The organism is Pseudomonas sp. FA117, assembly GCF_057370475.1.
On sequence record NZ_CM170675.1, the window covers coordinates 358,608 to 374,389 of the forward strand.

General features: G+C 63.8%; 13 protein-coding genes and 1 pseudogene. 9 read left to right on the top strand and 5 right to left on the bottom strand.

All coding sequences use genetic code 11. The annotated features are described in order from the left end of the window. Nucleotides 1–22 precede the first annotated feature (22 nt). Nucleotides 23–424, bottom strand: coding sequence for a lysozyme inhibitor LprI family protein (locus AC1TXO_RS01725; RefSeq protein WP_486404786.1), 402 nt, complete (start codon nucleotides 422–424; stop codon nucleotides 23–25). A 274-nt stretch (nucleotides 425–698) separates the two neighbouring features. On the opposite strand from AC1TXO_RS01725, the gene AC1TXO_RS01730 reads away from it, so the two are divergent. The 6 genes from AC1TXO_RS01730 to etfB all read left to right on the top strand — a co-directional run bounded on the left by AC1TXO_RS01730 (nucleotide 699) and on the right by etfB (nucleotide 8,579). Next, nucleotides 699–1,676: a dipeptidase gene (locus AC1TXO_RS01730; RefSeq protein WP_486404787.1), complete on the top strand. Its 978-nt coding sequence runs from the start codon at nucleotides 699–701 to the stop codon at nucleotides 1,674–1,676. A 213-nt stretch (nucleotides 1,677–1,889) separates the two neighbouring features. Beyond that, nucleotides 1,890–2,420, top strand: coding sequence for a DUF5943 domain-containing protein (locus AC1TXO_RS01735; protein WP_054891724.1), 531 nt, complete (start codon nucleotides 1,890–1,892; stop codon nucleotides 2,418–2,420). Nucleotides 2,421–2,435: 15 nt separating this feature from the next. Then, entirely contained in the window at nucleotides 2,436–4,496 is a 2,061-nt protein-coding gene (dgcA, locus tag AC1TXO_RS01740) for a dimethylglycine demethylation protein DgcA (RefSeq protein WP_486404788.1), read from the top strand. 114 nt (nucleotides 4,497–4,610) lie between these two features. Continuing rightward, on the top strand, nucleotides 4,611–6,566 hold the full coding sequence (dgcB, locus tag AC1TXO_RS01745; protein WP_486404789.1) for a dimethylglycine demethylation protein DgcB: 1,956 nt from the start codon (nucleotides 4,611–4,613) through the stop codon (nucleotides 6,564–6,566). After that, nucleotides 6,566–7,798: an electron transfer flavoprotein subunit alpha gene (gene etfA / locus AC1TXO_RS01750; protein ID WP_486404790.1), complete on the top strand. Its 1,233-nt coding sequence runs from the start codon at nucleotides 6,566–6,568 to the stop codon at nucleotides 7,796–7,798. Before dgcB ends, etfA begins: the two co-directional genes overlap by 1 nt. A 10-nt stretch (nucleotides 7,799–7,808) precedes the next feature. Next, on the top strand, nucleotides 7,809–8,579 hold the full coding sequence (etfB, locus tag AC1TXO_RS01755) for an electron transfer flavoprotein subunit beta (protein ID WP_486404791.1): 771 nt from the start codon (nucleotides 7,809–7,811) through the stop codon (nucleotides 8,577–8,579). A 615-nt stretch (nucleotides 8,580–9,194) separates the two neighbouring features. Here etfB and gbcA read toward each other — a convergent pair. After that, nucleotides 9,195–10,487, bottom strand: coding sequence for a glycine-betaine demethylase subunit GbcA (gbcA, locus tag AC1TXO_RS01760; RefSeq protein ID WP_486404792.1), 1,293 nt, complete (start codon nucleotides 10,485–10,487; stop codon nucleotides 9,195–9,197). 296 nt (nucleotides 10,488–10,783) lie between these two features. Here gbcA and gbcB point away from each other — a divergent pair, with 296 nt between their 5' ends. Further along, nucleotides 10,784–11,884, top strand: coding sequence for a glycine-betaine demethylase subunit GbcB (gene gbcB / locus AC1TXO_RS01765; RefSeq protein WP_486404793.1), 1,101 nt, complete (start codon nucleotides 10,784–10,786; stop codon nucleotides 11,882–11,884). 80 nt (nucleotides 11,885–11,964) lie between these two features. On the opposite strand, the gene AC1TXO_RS01770 is transcribed toward gbcB, so the two are convergent. Then, nucleotides 11,965–12,837 carry a methyl-accepting chemotaxis protein gene (locus tag AC1TXO_RS01770; protein ID WP_486406775.1) on the bottom strand — a complete coding sequence of 291 codons (873 nt, stop codon included), beginning with the start codon at nucleotides 12,835–12,837 and terminating at the stop codon, nucleotides 11,965–11,967. 30 nt (nucleotides 12,838–12,867) lie between these two features. Then, a pseudogene (locus tag AC1TXO_RS01775) lies at nucleotides 12,868–13,584 on the bottom strand (MCP four helix bundle domain-containing protein); the annotation flags it as partial. Nucleotides 13,585–13,855: 271 nt separating this feature from the next. Here AC1TXO_RS01775 and AC1TXO_RS01780 point away from each other — a divergent pair. Continuing rightward, a complete protein-coding gene (locus tag AC1TXO_RS01780; protein ID WP_486404794.1) occupies nucleotides 13,856–14,086 on the top strand; it encodes a hypothetical protein in 231 nt (76 codons plus the stop codon). Beyond that, nucleotides 14,083–14,385, top strand: a complete 303-nt coding sequence (locus AC1TXO_RS01785) for a cell division protein ZapA (protein ID WP_486404795.1) — start codon at nucleotides 14,083–14,085, stop codon at nucleotides 14,383–14,385. Before AC1TXO_RS01780 ends, AC1TXO_RS01785 begins: the two co-directional genes overlap by 4 nt. 99 nt (nucleotides 14,386–14,484) lie before the next feature. Here the strand turns inward: AC1TXO_RS01785 and AC1TXO_RS01790 are convergent, their stop codons facing one another. After that, complete coding sequence (locus tag AC1TXO_RS01790) at nucleotides 14,485–15,525, bottom strand: threonine aldolase family protein (RefSeq protein WP_486404796.1); 1,041 nt, start codon at nucleotides 15,523–15,525, stop codon at nucleotides 14,485–14,487. Nucleotides 15,526–15,782 lie beyond the last annotated feature (257 nt).

The window sequence follows — 15,782 nt, forward strand, 5'->3', positions numbered from 1 at the left end:
TGGCACAGGCAGACCTGCAGGATCACTGCTGCCCCACCGACTGCAGGTACTCCGACCGTTCATCGCTACGCTGCGCCACGCAGGTATTCCACGCCGCCTCGAAGGCCTTGCTGCCGGGCTTCTCGGCATAGGTCTCGACCTTGCAGTCGGCATCGCGCAACTGGGTCCAGAGTTTTTCCGCCGCTTCCATGCGCCCGCTGAGCGCCACGGCCTTGTCGTTTTCATCCGCGTACTGGTCTCGGATGCGCTGGATCAGGTCGTCGTAGGCGGCCTTCAGTTCGCGCTCGGCGGTCTGCTTGTTGTACGCGGCGCACGCGTAGGTCTGCGCGTCGGTCTCGACAGTGTCGCAGGGCGTGCTTTCTTCTTCGGCGGCCTGGGCGCCCAGCGCCACGAACAGCAGTACCAGCCATGCCTTTGATTTCATCCGTTTTCTCCTGAACAGGCTGACGAATCGTCGAGATTCTCGCTCAGCCTCGAGCCGGGTGGTAGAGGGCGAGGAAAATGTTCATGAACGGTTCTTGTCGAGACTCGCTCTCATTGGCGAGCGGCGCGCCAGAGCCTGCCATGTCGCGCATTGACGCTTTCGGCAAACCCCCTGTCGTTTTTGCATCGGGGCGACAAGGGCCGCAGGCATATGCTGGCCCCAAAGCGCCGGCACACGATTCGGCGTGGCCCAACTCACAAAAGGGGACAGCCTGATGAGCCCAGCCGAATTACACGCCGACAGCATCGTCATCGATGGCCTGATCATCGCCAAGTGGAACCGCGAGCTGTTCGAGGACATGCGCAAGGGCGGCCTGACCGCAGCCAACTGCACCGTGTCGGTCTGGGAAGGGTTCAAGGCTACCGTCGACCAGATCGCCTCCAGCCAGAAGCTGATCCGCGACAACAGCGACCTGGTCATGCCGGTGCGCACCACCGCCGACATCCGCAAGGCCAAGGAGCTGGGCAAGACCGGCATCCTCTTCGGCTTCCAGAACGCCCACGCCTTCGAAGACCAGATCGCCTACGTCGACGTGTTCAAGCAGCTGGGCGTGGGCATCGTGCAGATGTGCTACAACACCCAGAACCTGGTCGGCACCGGTTGCTACGAGCGCGACGGCGGCCTGTCGGGCTTCGGCCGCGAGATCGTCGCCGAGATGAACCGCGTGGGCATCATGTGCGACCTCTCGCACGTCGGCTCCAGGACGTCCGAGGAAGTCATCCTCGAATCGAAGAAGCCGGTCTGCTATTCCCACTGCCTGCCGTCTGGCCTGAAAGAGCACCCGCGCAACAAGTCGGATGCAGAACTGAAGTTCATCGCCGACCACGGCGGCTTCGTCGGCGTGACCATGTTCGCGCCGTTCCTGGCCAAGGGCATCGACTCGACCATCGACGACTACGCCGAGGCCATCGAGTACACCATGAACATCGTCGGTGAAGACGCCATCGGTATCGGCACCGACTTCACCCAGGGCCATGGCCAGGACTTCTTCGAGTACCTGACCCACGACAAGGGCTACGCCCGTCGCCTGACCAACTTCGGCAAGATCATCAACCCGCTGGGCATCCGCACCGTCGGCGAATTCCCCAACCTCACCGAGACCCTGCTCAAGCGCGGCCATTCCGAGCGCGTGGTGCGCAAGATCATGGGCGAGAACTGGGTGAACGTCCTAAAGGACGTCTGGGGCGAGTGAGCACTGCTGGGGCCTGCTGCGCACGCCGATCGCTGCGTCAGGCCCTCACGAAAAGCTCGCCGTGCCTCGGCACTGTCTCGCTTTTCGCTTCGGCCCTTCCTTGCGCTCGACGCGCTCGCTACGGCCCCGACAGCACTCACTGCGGCTTTTTATAAAAGCAAAAGCCAAAGCGGCTTTTGATCGAATCCAAAAATTTTATGGAGTTGAGTTTCCATGGCCAAGATCGCCCCGCAATTGCCAATCGAAGTCGACAGCGAGACCGGTGTCTGGACCTCCGACGCCCTGCCGATGCTGTACGTACCGCGGCATTTCTTCGTCAACAACCACATCGGCATCGAGGAAGTGCTGGGCGCCGACGCCTACGCCGAGATCCTCTACAAGGCGGGTTACAAGTCCGCCTGGCACTGGTGCGAAAAAGAAGCCGAGTGCCATGGCCTGGAAGGCGTGGCGGTGTTCGAGCACTACATGAAGCGCCTGAGCCAGCGTGGCTGGGGCCTGTTCGAGATTCAGGACATCGACCTCGACAAAGGGACGTGCAGCGTCAAGCTCAAGCACTCGGCGTTCGTCTACGTGTATGGCAAATGCGGCCGCAAGGTCGACTACATGTTCACCGGCTGGTTCGCCGGTGCCATGGACCAGATCCTCGCTGCCCGTGGCAGCTCGATCCGCACGGTGGCGGAGCAGGTCTATGGCGGTTCTGAAGAAGGCCACGAAGATGGCCTGTTCGTTACAAAGCCGTTGTAAGCCGGAGAGAGCGTCATGGCATTCGAAGCAATGTTCCAGCCGATCCAGATCGGCAAGCTGACCATCCGCAACCGCGTGCTCAGCACCGCGCACGCCGAGGTCTACGCCACCGACGGCGGCATGACCACCGAGCGCTACGTCAAGTACTACGAAGAGAAGGCCAAGGGCGGCATCGGCCTGGCCATCTGCGGCGGCTCGTCGGTGGTGGCCATCGACAGCCCGCAGCAGTGGTGGGCCTCGGTGAACCTGTCGACCGACCGGATCATCCCGCACTTCCAGAACCTGGCCGACGCCATGCACAAGCATGGCGCCAAGATCATGATCCAGATTACCCACATGGGCCGCCGCTCGCGCTGGGACGGCTTCCACTGGCCGACCCTGATGTCGCCGTCCGGCATCCGTGAGCCGGTGCACCGCGCCACCTGCAAGACCATCGAGGTGGAAGAGATCTGGCGGGTCATCGGCAACTACGCACAGGCTGCACGCCGGGCGAAGGAAGGCGGCCTGGACGGTGTCGAGCTGTCGGCCGTGCACCAGCACATGATCGACCAGTTCTGGAGCCCGCGGGTCAACAAGCGTACCGACGAATGGGGCGGCAGCTTCGAAGGCCGCATGAAGTTCGGCCTGGAAGTGCTCAAGGCCGTGCGCGCCGAGGTCGGTGACGACTTCTGCGTGGGCATGCGCATCTGCGGCGACGAATTCCATCCCGATGGCCTGAGCCACGAGGACATGAAGCAGATCGCCGCCTACTACGACGCCACCGGCATGATCGATTTCATCGGCGTGGTCGGTTCGGGTTGCGACACCCACAACACCCTGGCCAACGTCATCCCCAACATGAGCTACCCGCCTGAGCCGTTCCTGCACCTGGCGGCCGGCATCAAGGAAGTGGTCAAGGTCCCGGTGCTGCACGCGCAGAACATCAAGGACCCGAACCAGGCCACGCGTATTCTCGAGGGCGGCTATGTCGACATGGTCGGCATGACCCGCGCGCACATGGCCGACCCGCACCTGATCGCCAAGATCAAGATGGGCCAGATCGACCAGATCAAGCAGTGCGTCGGTGCCAACTACTGCATCGACCGTCAGTACCAGGGCCTGGACGTGCTGTGCATCCAGAACGCCGCGACGTCCCGTGAATACATGGGCGTGCCGCACATCATCGAGAAGTCCACCGGGCCGAAACGCAAGGTGGTGGTGGTCGGTGCCGGCCCTGCCGGCATGGAGGCCGCACGGGTGGCCGCCGAGCGTGGCCATGACGTTACCGTGTTCGAGAAGAAGGAGCAGATCGGCGGGCAGATCACCATCGCCGCCAAGGCGCCGCAGCGTGACCAGATCGCCGGCATCACCCGCTGGTACCAGCTGGAGTTCGCCCGCCTGAAGGTCGACCTGCGCCTGGGCACCGCGGCAGATATCCCGACCATCCAGGATCTGCGCCCTGACATCATCGTGCTGGCGGTGGGCGGTCATCCGTTCATCGAGCAGAACGAGCACTGGGGCGCCGCCGAAGGGCTGGTGGTCAGCAGCTGGGACGTGCTCGACGGCAAGGTCGCGCCGGGCAAGAACGTGCTGGTGTACGACACCATCTGCGAGTTCACCGGCATGTCCACCGCCGACTTCATCGCCGACAAGGGCAGCCAGGTCGAGATCGTCACCGACGACATCAAGCCAGGCGTGGCCATGGGCGGCACGACCTTCCCGACCTACTACCGCAGCATCTACCCCAAGGAAGTGATCATGACCGGGGACATGATGCTGGAGAAGGTCTATCGCGAGGGCGACAAGCTGGTGGCGGTGCTGGAGAACGAATACACCGGGGCCAAGGAAGAGCGTGTGGTCGACCAGGTGGTGATCGAGAACGGCGTGCGTCCGGACGAGGAGCTGTACTACGGGCTCAAGGAGGGTTCGCGCAACAAGGGCCAGATCGACATCGATGCCCTGTTCGCGATCCAGCCGCAGCCGATCCTCAGCCAGCCGGGCGAGGGCTACCTGCTGTACCGCATCGGCGACTGCGTGGCCCAGCGCAACGTGCATGCGGCGATCTATGACGCCCTGCGCCTGTGCAAGGACTTCTGATCGATCTGTCGGCACACACCGGCCCTTGTGGGAGCGGGCAAGCCCGCTCCCACAGGGGCGGTGCAGGATTCCAGGGGCCTGAACCCCTTGCAACCGCTGTTGTGGGAGCCTCCCATGTTGAACACCCTTCTACCCATCCTGCTGTTCGCCGCACTCGCCCTGGCGGTGCTCGGCGCCCTGCGCCGGGTGCGCATGTGGCGGCGCGGGCGGCCAAGCAAGGTCGACCTGCTCGGCGGCCTGCTGGCCATGCCACGGCGTTACCTGGTCGACCTGCACCATGTGGTCGAACGCGACAAGTACATGTCCAGAACCCACGTTGCCACTGCAGGCGGCTTCGTGCTGTCGGCGCTGCTGGCGATCCTGGTGCACGGTTTCGGCCTGCAGAGCAAGATTCTTGGCTACGCATTGCTGGTCGCTACGGTGATCATGTTCAGCGGTGCGATCTTCGTCTTCAGGCGTCGTCTGAATCCGCCCGCGCGCCTGTCCAAAGGCCCATGGATGCGCCTGCCGAAAAGCCTGCTGGTGTTTGCCGCGAGCTTCTTCATCGCCACCCTGCCGGTTGCGGGCATCCTGCCGGCCAATACCGGCGGCTGGGTGATGGTCGGCGTTCTTGGCCTTGGCGTGCTGTGGGGTGTGTCGGAGCTGTTCTTCGGCATGACCTGGGGCGGGCCGATGAAGCACGCCTTCGCCGGCGCCCTGCACCTGGCCTGGCACCGCCGTGCCGAGCGTTTCGGTGGTGGCCGCTCCACCGGTCTCAAGCCGCTGGACCTGGAAGACCCGAACGCGCCGTTGGGCGTGGAAAAGCCGGTCGATTTCACCTGGAACCAGTTGCTGGGCTTCGACGCCTGTGTGCAGTGCGGCAAGTGCGAGGCGATGTGCCCGGCATTCGCTGCCGGCCAGCCACTGAACCCGAAAAAGCTGATTCAGGACATGGTCATCGGCCTGGCCGGGGGCACCGACGCGCAGTTCGCCGGCAGCCCCTACCCCGGCAAGCCGGTCGGCGAGCACGGCGGCCATCCGCACCAGCCGATCGTCAATGGCCTGGTCGATGCCGAAACGCTATGGTCGTGCACCACCTGCCGCGCCTGCGTCGAGGAATGCCCGATGATGATCGAGCATGTCGATGCCATCGTCGACATGCGTCGCCACCTCACCCTGGAAAAAGGCGCCACGCCGAACAAGGGCGCCGAGGTGCTGGACAACCTGATCGCCACCGACAACCCCGGCGGCTTCAACCCCGGCGGGCGCATGAACTGGGCCGCCGACCTGAACCTGAAACTGCTGTCGGAGGTGAAGAGCACCGAGGTGCTGTTCTGGGTCGGTGACGGCGCCTTCGACATGCGCAACCAGCGTACCCTGCGCGCCTTCGTCAAGGTGCTCAAGGCCTCGGGCGTGGACTTCGCCGTGCTCGGCCTGGAGGAACGCGACAGCGGCGATGTGGCGCGGCGCCTGGGCGATGAAGCGACCTTCCAGCAACTGGCCCGGCGCAATATCCAGACCTTGGCCCAGTACCGCTTCCAGCGCATCGTCACCTGCGATCCGCACAGCTTCCATGTGCTGAAGAACGAATATGGCGCCCTTGGAGGCGAGTACCAGGTGCAGCACCACAGCACCTGCATCGCCGAATTGATCGCCGCCAACAAGCTCAACCTCGGCCAGCACAAGGGCGGTAGCGTGACCTACCACGACCCGTGCTACCTGGGGCGCTACAACGGCGAGTACCAGGCCCCGCGCGACGTGCTCAAGGCGCTGGGCATCGAGGTGCGCGAGATGCAGCGCTCGGGCTTCCGCTCGCGTTGCTGTGGCGGTGGCGGCGGTGCGCCGATCACCGATATTCCCGGCAAGCAGCGCATCCCCGACATGCGCATGGACGATATCCGCGAGACCGAGGCGGAACTTGTGGCGGTAGGTTGTCCACAGTGCACGGCGATGCTCGAGGGCGTGGTCGAGCCGCGCCCACAGATAAAGGACCTGGCCGAGCTGGTCGCCGATGCGCTGATCGAAGACGAAGCGCCCGCCACGGCGAGCAAGCCCAACCTGGCCAAACGTGAACCTGCGGAGGTGCACTGATGAGCGACATCATCCGCCGCGACCCACGCGCCGAGTGGATCGCCCGTAACCGCCTGCACCCGCTGCACGCGGCAATGCAGACGCAACAGACGCGCTGGATGGGCCCCAACGGGCTGATCCGCAAGAGCCCGCATGCCATCGCCGCCGGCTTCGTCGGCCCTGCCGGCCTCAAGCGCATCGACCGAAGCGGTGCCCAGCAGGGCACGGCGCTCGGCGCAAGACGTACGGCTACGGCCGAGGTGCAGCTGCCGCTGCATCAGGTGGCCGATCCGGCGTTCTACATCGCGGTGGTCCCGGACATGGTCGGTGGTCGTCTCGGCAGCCACGACCGCGACCTGCTGGGCCTGGCCCACAGCCTGGCCGGCAGCGACGGTGCAGTGCTGGCGGTGGTGTTCGGCGAGCACAAGGAAAACAACTTTTCCACAGCCGGTGTCGACCGCCTGCTGGTCATCGAAGGCGAAGCGTTCGAAGGCTATGCGCCTGAGCAACTCGTCCAGGGCCTGCGCGCTGTGGATAACCAGTTCGCGCCGCAGCATTGGCTGCTGCCTGACAGCCGCACCGGTGGTGGCGAGCTGGGACGGCGCCTTGGCGCGGCCCTGGGCGAACGCCCTGCCACGAGGGTCTGGCAGATCAAGGACGGCCAGTGCATCGGCCGTGCCGGTGCCGGCCAGCAGGACCTGCAACGTGGCCTGCCGCGTCTGATCCTGGCAGCTGCCGAGTGCGCCGAGCCGGTCAGCGAAACCCGACACGAAGCGCTGCCGGTGGAGTTGTCCACAGGGGTGGCACGCAGCCTGTCGCGCATCGAGGATCTTGGCCCGGTGGCCGTGGACCCGGCGTCGATTGCCATGGCCGAAGCCGAATTCATCGTCTCCGGCGGCAACGGTGTGAAGGATTGGGATCTTTTCCACAGGGCGACCGTGGCGCTTGGCGCCACCGAGGGCGCGTCGCGGGTGGCGGTGGACGATGGCTTCATGCCGCGCAATCGCCAGGTCGGCGCCACCGGGACCTGGGTCACGGCGCGGGTCTACGTGGCGGTGGGGATCTCCGGGGCGATCCAGCACCTGCAGGGCATCGGTGCCTGCGACAAGGTGGTGGCGATCAACATGGACCCGGGCTGCGACATGATCAAGCGGGCCGACCTGTCGGTGATTGGCGACAGCGCGGCGATTCTCCAGGCCCTGATCGAGGCTGTGGACAACTTCCGCAGCGGCGCTCAGCGCGACGCGGCATAAGGGCACGAGCATGAGTACGAAAGTCATCAGCCTGGTTTCCATCGGCGCCCACCCCAGCTCAGGTCGCGCCCGCCGCGCCGAGCAGGATGCACGCGCTGTAGAGTTGGGCTTGCAGCTGGCTGGGGATAACTTGCAGGTGGTGCATGCCGGCGACCCGCGCGAAGAGGCTCTGCGCGGCTACCTGGGCATGGGCCTGGAGCATCTGGATGTGCTCGAGCAGCCTGCGGGAGCCGATGTGCTGGGGGTGCTGGGGGATTACCTGCGCGACGCCGGTGCCCAGTTGGTGCTGACCGGCAGCCAGGCCGAGACGGGTGAAGGTTCGGGCATGCTGCCGTTCCTGCTGGCCGAGAAGCTCGGCTGGCCGTTGGTGGTGGGCTTGGCCGAGGTGGAATCGATCGAGAATGGCACCGCCCAGGTGCTGCAAGCCTTGCCACGCGGCCAACGACGCCGGTTGAAGGTGCGCCTGCCGTTGCTGGCGACTGTGGATAACGCCGCGCCCAAGCCGCGCCAGAGTGCGTTCGGTCCGGCGCGCCGGGGTGTACTGGCGGCGCGGAACGTGGCCGTGGTGGACGATGAGCTGCTCGAAGGCGATGCCTTGCAGCCTGCCCGTCCGCGGCCCAAGCGGCTCAAGGTGATCAAGGCCAAGAGCGGTGCCGACCGGATGAAAGCGGCCACGGCCAAGGCCAGTGGTGGCGGCGGCAAGGTGCTCAAGGATGTTTCTCCACAGGAGGGCGCCGAGGCGATCCTCAAGTTGCTGGTGGAGGAAGGCGTGTTGCGCTGATCGGTTGGGGCCGCAGAGCGGCTCCAGCTTTTACAAAGAGTTGCCCACCAAATCTGTTCGCGACCCTGTGAATAAAGTGTTCGCGCTTCTCTACAGCCCTTTGAAATCAAAGGCTGTAGAGGATTGATCAAAAAATATACAGCCCGCCTTGTGAATCGCTTGTGGCAATCACGGGTCATTCCCATGATGTTTCCCACAATCGCTGTTGGCGCCTCTGTGGATAATATGTTGGGCAACTGCTGGATGCCTTGATTTAATTGGCCTGCAAGATAATGGTCAATAATTGATCAAAACCCGGATAATCGTTCTCAAGAGCATGATTGGTAAGGCTCAGAAGCTATTATCCACAGCACTTTTCCACTAGATCCGCATGTGCCCACAAAATCTGTTGGCGTATCTGTGGACAAGGTGTTCGATATTGCCTGTAGGCCTTTGAATCAAAGGCTTGTAAAGACTTGATCAAATAATGATCAATCGGCTTTCTGCAGATGCTCGACGCCTGTCCACAGCGCACCTGAACAACTCTGTGGATAACGTGTTCAGTTCCTCTGGATTGCAATGTAAAACGCCACGATCGATCACTCGGCCGTGGCGCTTATCAACAGCGGTGAAGGCTTACTGCACCTTGACTTCCTTCAGGTATGGCGCGGGTTCCGCACCCAGGTTGGCCAGGACGCGGTCGCTGTACCAGTCGATGAAGTTGACCACGCCGAACTCGTAGGTCTTCGAGTACGGGCCGGGCTGGTAGGCGGTGGAGTTGATCCCGCGCTGGTTCTCTTCGGCCAGGCGACGGTCCTGGTCGTTGGTGGCGTCCCACACCTTGCGCATCTGCTCGGGATCGTAGTCGACGCCCTCGACCGCGTCCTTGTGCACCAGCCACTTGGTGGTGACCATGGTTTCCTGGGCGCTGATCGGCCAGACGGTGAAGACGATCATGTGATCGCCCATGCAGTGGTTCCACGAGTGCGGCAAGTGCAGGATGCGCATCGAGCCCAGGTCGGGGTTCTTGATGCGGCCCATGAGTTTCTTGCAGGCCTGCTTGCCGTCCATGGTCATCGACACGGTGCCCTTGAGCAGCGGCATGCGCACGATACGGTTACGCAGGCCGTGGCTCTTGTGCAGGTACGGAATCTTCTCGGCATCCCAGGCGGCGGCGGATGCGGCGACGTGGTCCTTGAACGCCTGGTCGGCGCGCGGATCGTTGGTGTCGTCCCACTCCAGCAGGGTCTTGAGCAGCTCGGGGTGCGAACCGTTGCAGTGGTAGCACTCGCGGTTGTTCTCCAGCACCAGCTTCCAGTTGGCCTTTTCCATCAAGGTGGTCTGCACCGCCACCTTGGCGTTTTCCATGTCGTACGGTTCCATGTAGTGGTCGAGCGTGGCCAGGAACTCGTCGATGGCCGGCGGGTTTTCCGCCAGGCTGATGAAGATGTAGCCGCCTGCCGTCTTCACGTTGATCGGCTTGAGGCCGTACTGGTTCATGTCGAAGTCGGCGCCCATCTCGGTGCCGGCGAACAGCAGGCGGCCGTCGAGTTCGTAGGTCCATTGGTGATACGGGCAGACCAGCTTGGCCACCTTGCCCTTTTCGCTGACGCACAGGCGCGAGCCGCGGTGGCGGCAGACGTTGTGGAAGGCGTGCACCTTGCCCTCGGTGCCACGAATCACGATCACCGGGTTCTTGCCGATCTGCAGGGTCAGGTAGTTGCCTTTCGCCGGAATCTCGCAGGTCATCCCCGCGATCAGCCACTCCTTGTGGAAGATCTCCTGCATGTCGATCTGGAACAGGCGCTCGTCGCAGTAGAACGGCTGCGGCAGCGAGTAGGTGCGCTCGCGGGTCTGCAACATCTCGGCGGTGGCCTTGCGTGCAGGTTCCAGTGGATCGCCCAGGCTCAGGGTTGCGGTGACGTCCATCGTTTTATCCTCAAGGCCGTTGTCGGCCGGCGAAAGGTGGCTAATCGTTGTTGTGGTTGCCGCAAGGCTGTCAGCGAAAAAACAGCAGTTCCATTTGCCGAGGAGTGTGCGTTCGCGCCGTTTGCGAACCATATCCATGGGCGACATGGCCGAATCGAATTCCGACGCGCCAACCCTTGTACCTCGGGGCTGGTCGCGATAAGTACGCCGATGTCGCGGATGGGAATGTACGACGCCTCTGGCTTGCGCATTATCGCAGCCATAAGAAGGCCGATAGTCGGCTGCTGGAGAAGAACATGTCCGAAACCTTCCTCAACCCGGTCACTACCCAGACCTGGGTCAACGGCCGTCACATCGTGCGCTGCGTCAAGGTCATCCAGGAGACCTGGGACGTGCGCACCTTCTGCTTCATGGCCGACCAGCCGATCATGTTCTTCTTCAAGCCCGGGCAGTTCGTCACCCTGGAGCTGGAGATCGAAGGCAAGCCGGTGATGCGCTCCTACACCATCTCCAGCGCGCCGTCGGTGCCCTACAGCTTCTCGATCACGGTCAAGCGCGTGCCGGGCGGGCTGGTATCGAACTTCCTCCACGACACCATGCACGAAGGCCTGGAGCTGCCCGTGCACGGCCCGGTCGGGCTGTTCAACGCCATCGACTTCCCGGCGGCGAAGATGCTCTACCTCTCCGGTGGCGTCGGTATCACCCCGGTGATGTCCATGGCGCGCTGGTTCTACGACACCAATGCCAACGTCGACATGGTGTTCGTGCACAGTGCCCGTTCGCCCAAGGACATCATCTACCACCGCGAGCTGGAGCAGATGGCCTCGCGCATCCCCAACTTCAGCCTGCACATCATCTGCGAGAAGCACGGGCTGGGCGAACCCTGGGCGGGCTATCGCGGCTACCTGAACCAGCGACTGATGGAGCTGATTGCCCCTGACTACCTGGAGCGGGTGATCTTCTGCTGCGGCCCGACGCCCTACATGAACGCGGTCAAGCGCATGCTCGAGGCGGTCGGCTTCGACATGAAGAACTACCACGAGGAATCGTTCGGCGCGACGCCGCCGGAGGCCAAGGCCGATGCGGTCGAGCATGCCGAAGCGGCCGCCGAGGCGCCGGAAGTGGATGTGGCCGACCTCAACCTGGTGGAGTTCGTCGGCAGCGACAAGAGCATCCGCGTTGCACCGGGCGAAACCGTGCATGCGGCAGCGGCGAAAGTCGGGCTGATGATCCCCAAGGCCTGCGGCATGGGTATCTGCGGCACCTGCAAGGTGCTCAAGCTCGGCGGCGAAGTGGAGATGGACCACAACGGTGGCATCACCGAGGAAGACGAAGCCGAAGGCTACATCCTGTCGTGCTGCAGCGTGCCCAAGGGGGATGTGCGGATCGAGTATTGATCCGAGCCGCCCCCACAGGTGCCTGTGGGGGCGGCCTTGTACCGCGACAGGCCGCGCAGCAGCCCCGATGGCTTTGCAGGTCAGGTCCTGAACCGCGCCACCAGCCCATTCAGATCCACCGCCAGACGCGACAGCTCGGCACTAGCGACGCTGGTCTGGTGCGCACCGGTCGCGCTCTGCACCGACAGATCGTTGATGTTCACCAGGTTGCGGTCCACCTCGCGGGCCACCTGGGCCTGCTCTTCGGCGGCGCTGGCGATCACCAGGTTGCGCTCGTTGATCTGCGCCACGGCGCTGGTGATGGTGTCCAGCGCCAGGCCTGCGCCGCGGGCGATGTTCAGGGTCGATTCGGCGCGGTCGGTGCTGGTGCGCATCGATTCCACGGCGTGCTCGGTGCCGCCCTGGATGCTGCCGATCATCCGTTCGATCTCGCTGGTCGACTGCTGGGTACGATGGGCCAATGCCCGTACCTCGTCGGCCACCACCGCGAAGCCACGGCCGGCTTCACCGGCCCGCGCCGCTTCGATGGCAGCGTTGAGCGCCAGCAGGTTGGTCTGGTCGGCCAGGCCGCGGATCACGTCCAGCACCTTGCCGATATCGCGTGATTGCCCGGCCAGGTCCTCGATCAGCCTGGCGGTGGTCTGCACATCGTTGCTCATGCGCTCGATGGCGCCGACCGTCTCGATGACCAGATCACGACCGTCGCCGGCCGAGCGGCTGGCTTCACCCGAGGCCTCCGAGGTGCTGACGGCATTGCGAGCGACCTCTTCGACTGCGCTGGTCATCTCGGTGACCGCCGTGGCGGCCTGCTGGATCTCGTTGTTCTGCTGGGCCAGGCCGCGGGCGCTTTCGTCGGTGACGCTGTTGAGCTCCTCGGCTGCCGAGGCGAGCTGAGTGGCGGAACCGGCGATCAATTGCAGGGTGTCGCGCAGTTTGTCCTGCATCTTGGCCATGGCCTGCAGCAGGCGCGCAGCTTCGTCGGTGCCGTCGGCGACGATGCGTTCACTGAGATTGCCTTCGGCGATCTGCTCGGCCGAGCGCAGGGCCTCGTCGATCGGGCGCACGATGCTGCGCGTCAGCAGCAGGGCGAACAGCAGCGTCAGCACGGTGGCGGCAACCAGCAGGCCGATGACCAGGGAGAAGGCATTGTCGTACTGGCGGGCGGCCGCTTCGTTGGTCTGGCGCGTCTGCACGGTGTTGATCTGCACCAGGTGATCCATGGCCTTGTTGATCTGGTCGGAGTTGGCCAGCAGGTCGCGGTTGAGCATCTCGCGCAGCGGGTCGAGCTGGCCGGCCTGGCTCAGGCTGCGCAGGCGCGCCTCGAGCTGGCGGTACTGGGCCAGCAATTGCCCGAGCTGATCGAAGGCCGCCTGCTCTTCAGGCTCGGTGACCAGCGGCGCATAGGCGCTGCGGGCCTTGTCGATCTGGGCGTTGCGCTCGTCCATCAGGCGCATGGTGTCGGCCTGGGTATCACGATTGACCAGCAGGCGATACGACAGGGTGCGCAAGCGCAGGTTGAGGGCGGTCATTTCGTCCAGCAGCTTGATGCTGGGGACGTTGACCTGCTCGATGATGATGCCCGCCTGACGGATATTGCCCATCTGGATGAGCGAAAAAATACCGAGGCCGAGCATCAGCACACCGATCAGGGAAAAACCGAGCAGGGCACGCGGGGCGATATTCAGATTGCGTAGGGACATGACGTCGAGATCCGGGGGGAGGGCTCGCGTCCGTGCGAAGAGATATGGCCTACCTGCCTATCGGTCGAGGCCTACAAGTCTTTAGGCAAAACCGAGCTAAAACGACGGCGTACAATCGTCCTTCCTGACAGGCGGTTGACCCATGCCGGAACAAGGTGCCTTCAAGCCTGTCAATCTGCCGGAACAAACCCCTTGTTTCCTGATTTTTAATGGCGGGGGCGCGTGCTTTTCTTTATCGTGTGCGCCCTTTGCAACAACCCGAGATAGACGCATGTTGGAAGCATCCCTGAATCAACTGGAGCAGCTGGTCGGCGACCTGATGCACAAGAACGCGCAGCTGACCGAGCAGAACCAGAACCTCGACCAGCAACTGGCCCAGGCCAAGGAAGAGAACGAGACCCTGCAGCTGTCGCTGATGGAGCAGGAAGAAAAGCAGGGCGCCACCGCCGCGCGCATCCAGGCGCTGGTCGAGCGCGCCAGCGCAGGTGTCGTCGGCGCATGAGACTGCAAGCGCAGCCGATCAATGTCGTGAACATTCTGGGCACCGACTATTCACTGAAGGCGCCCGAAGGCCAGGAAGAAACCCTCTCGCAGGCCGTGCGCATGCTCAACGTCGCCCTGGCCGAGACCAAGCGCAGCTACCCCACGCTGATCGGCGACAAGCTGCTGGTGCTGGCCGCCCTGAATCTGTGCTCGAAGCAGATCGAGTTGCAGCGCGAGCATGCGCAGACGCTCGAACGCACCCAGGCCAAGGTCGATGCCACGGTCGACGCGATTGCCCGGACCATCGGCGAGTCCTGAACCCAGGCCTGAGGCGGGGCAACTGTCCTGCTGATGATCTTGAGCCGACGCATTCTACGTGGGAGCGGGAAAGCCCGCTCCCGCCGAGAGCCTGCTCGCTCAGCCGCCGATGATTGCGCGGATATCTGCCGCCAGTTCACGCACGCGTGCTTCCTGGGTGTCCCAGGAGCACATGAAGCGCGCGCCACCGCTGCCGATGAAGGTGTAGAAGCGCCAGCCCTTGTTGCGCAGGGCATCGATGGCGAACTCCGGTAGTTGCAGGAACACCCCGTTGGCTTCCACCGGGAACATCAGTTCGACACCCGGCAGATCACTGACCAGCGAGGCCAGCAACTGTGCGCACTGGTTGGCATGCTCGGCGTGGCGTAGCCAAGCACCGTCTTCGAGCAACCCGACCCAAGGGGCGGAGAGGAAACGCATCTTCGACGCCAGTTGCCCGGCCTGCTTGCAGCGGTAGTCGAAGTCTTCGGCCAGGTCGCGGTTGAAGAACAGGATCGCCTCGCCTACCGCCATGCCGTTCTTGGTGCCACCGAAGCACAGCACGTCGATGCCTGCCTTCCAGGTCAGTTCGGCCGGCGAGCAGCCGAGGAATGCGCAGGCATTGGAGAAGCGTGCGCCATCCATGTGCAGGTTCAGCCCCAGCTCCTTGCACGTGGCGCTGATCGCCTTGAGCTCGTCGGGGCGGTACACGCTGCCGACCTCGGTGGCCTGGGTGATGGTGACCACGCGCGGCTTGGGGAAGTGGATGTCCTGACGCTTCAGGGCGATCTCGCGGATGGTCTCGGGCGTCAGCTTGCCGTCGACGCTGCGTGCGGTCAGCAGTTTGGAGCCGTTTGAGAAGAACTCCGGTGCGCCACATTCGTCGGTCTCGACGTGGGCGGTCTCGGAGCAGATCACGCTGTGGTAGCTCTGGCACAGCGAGGCCAGCGCCAGCGAGTTGGCGGCGGTGCCGTTGAAGGCGAAGAACACCTCGCAGTCGGTTTCGAACAGCTTGCGGAAGTAGGCCGAGGCGCGCTCGGTCCACTGGTCGTCACCGTAGGCGCGCTCGTGGCCCTGGTTGGCCTTCTCCATCGAAGCCCAGGCTTCGGGGCAGATGCCGGAATAGTTGTCGCTGGCGAATTGTTGGTTGTTATCGGTCATGACGCCTGTCCTTTTTACGTCGCAAGGCAGCACTCTAAACCATCGCTGAAACGGTTGCCTATACAGGCTTTTCCGGCCTCATCGCGGGACAAGCCGGCCCCCACAGGCAAGGCGCCACGCCGAGGGGCATGGAGACCCTGATGAACACACCGGCAATGTCGTAAACGCGCCATTGCAAGGCGCGCGCAGGCATCTGTGCCCCCCCGGCCCGGTCATACCATCGCTGCAAAGGGTGGGAAGACCCTCACCAGACAAGA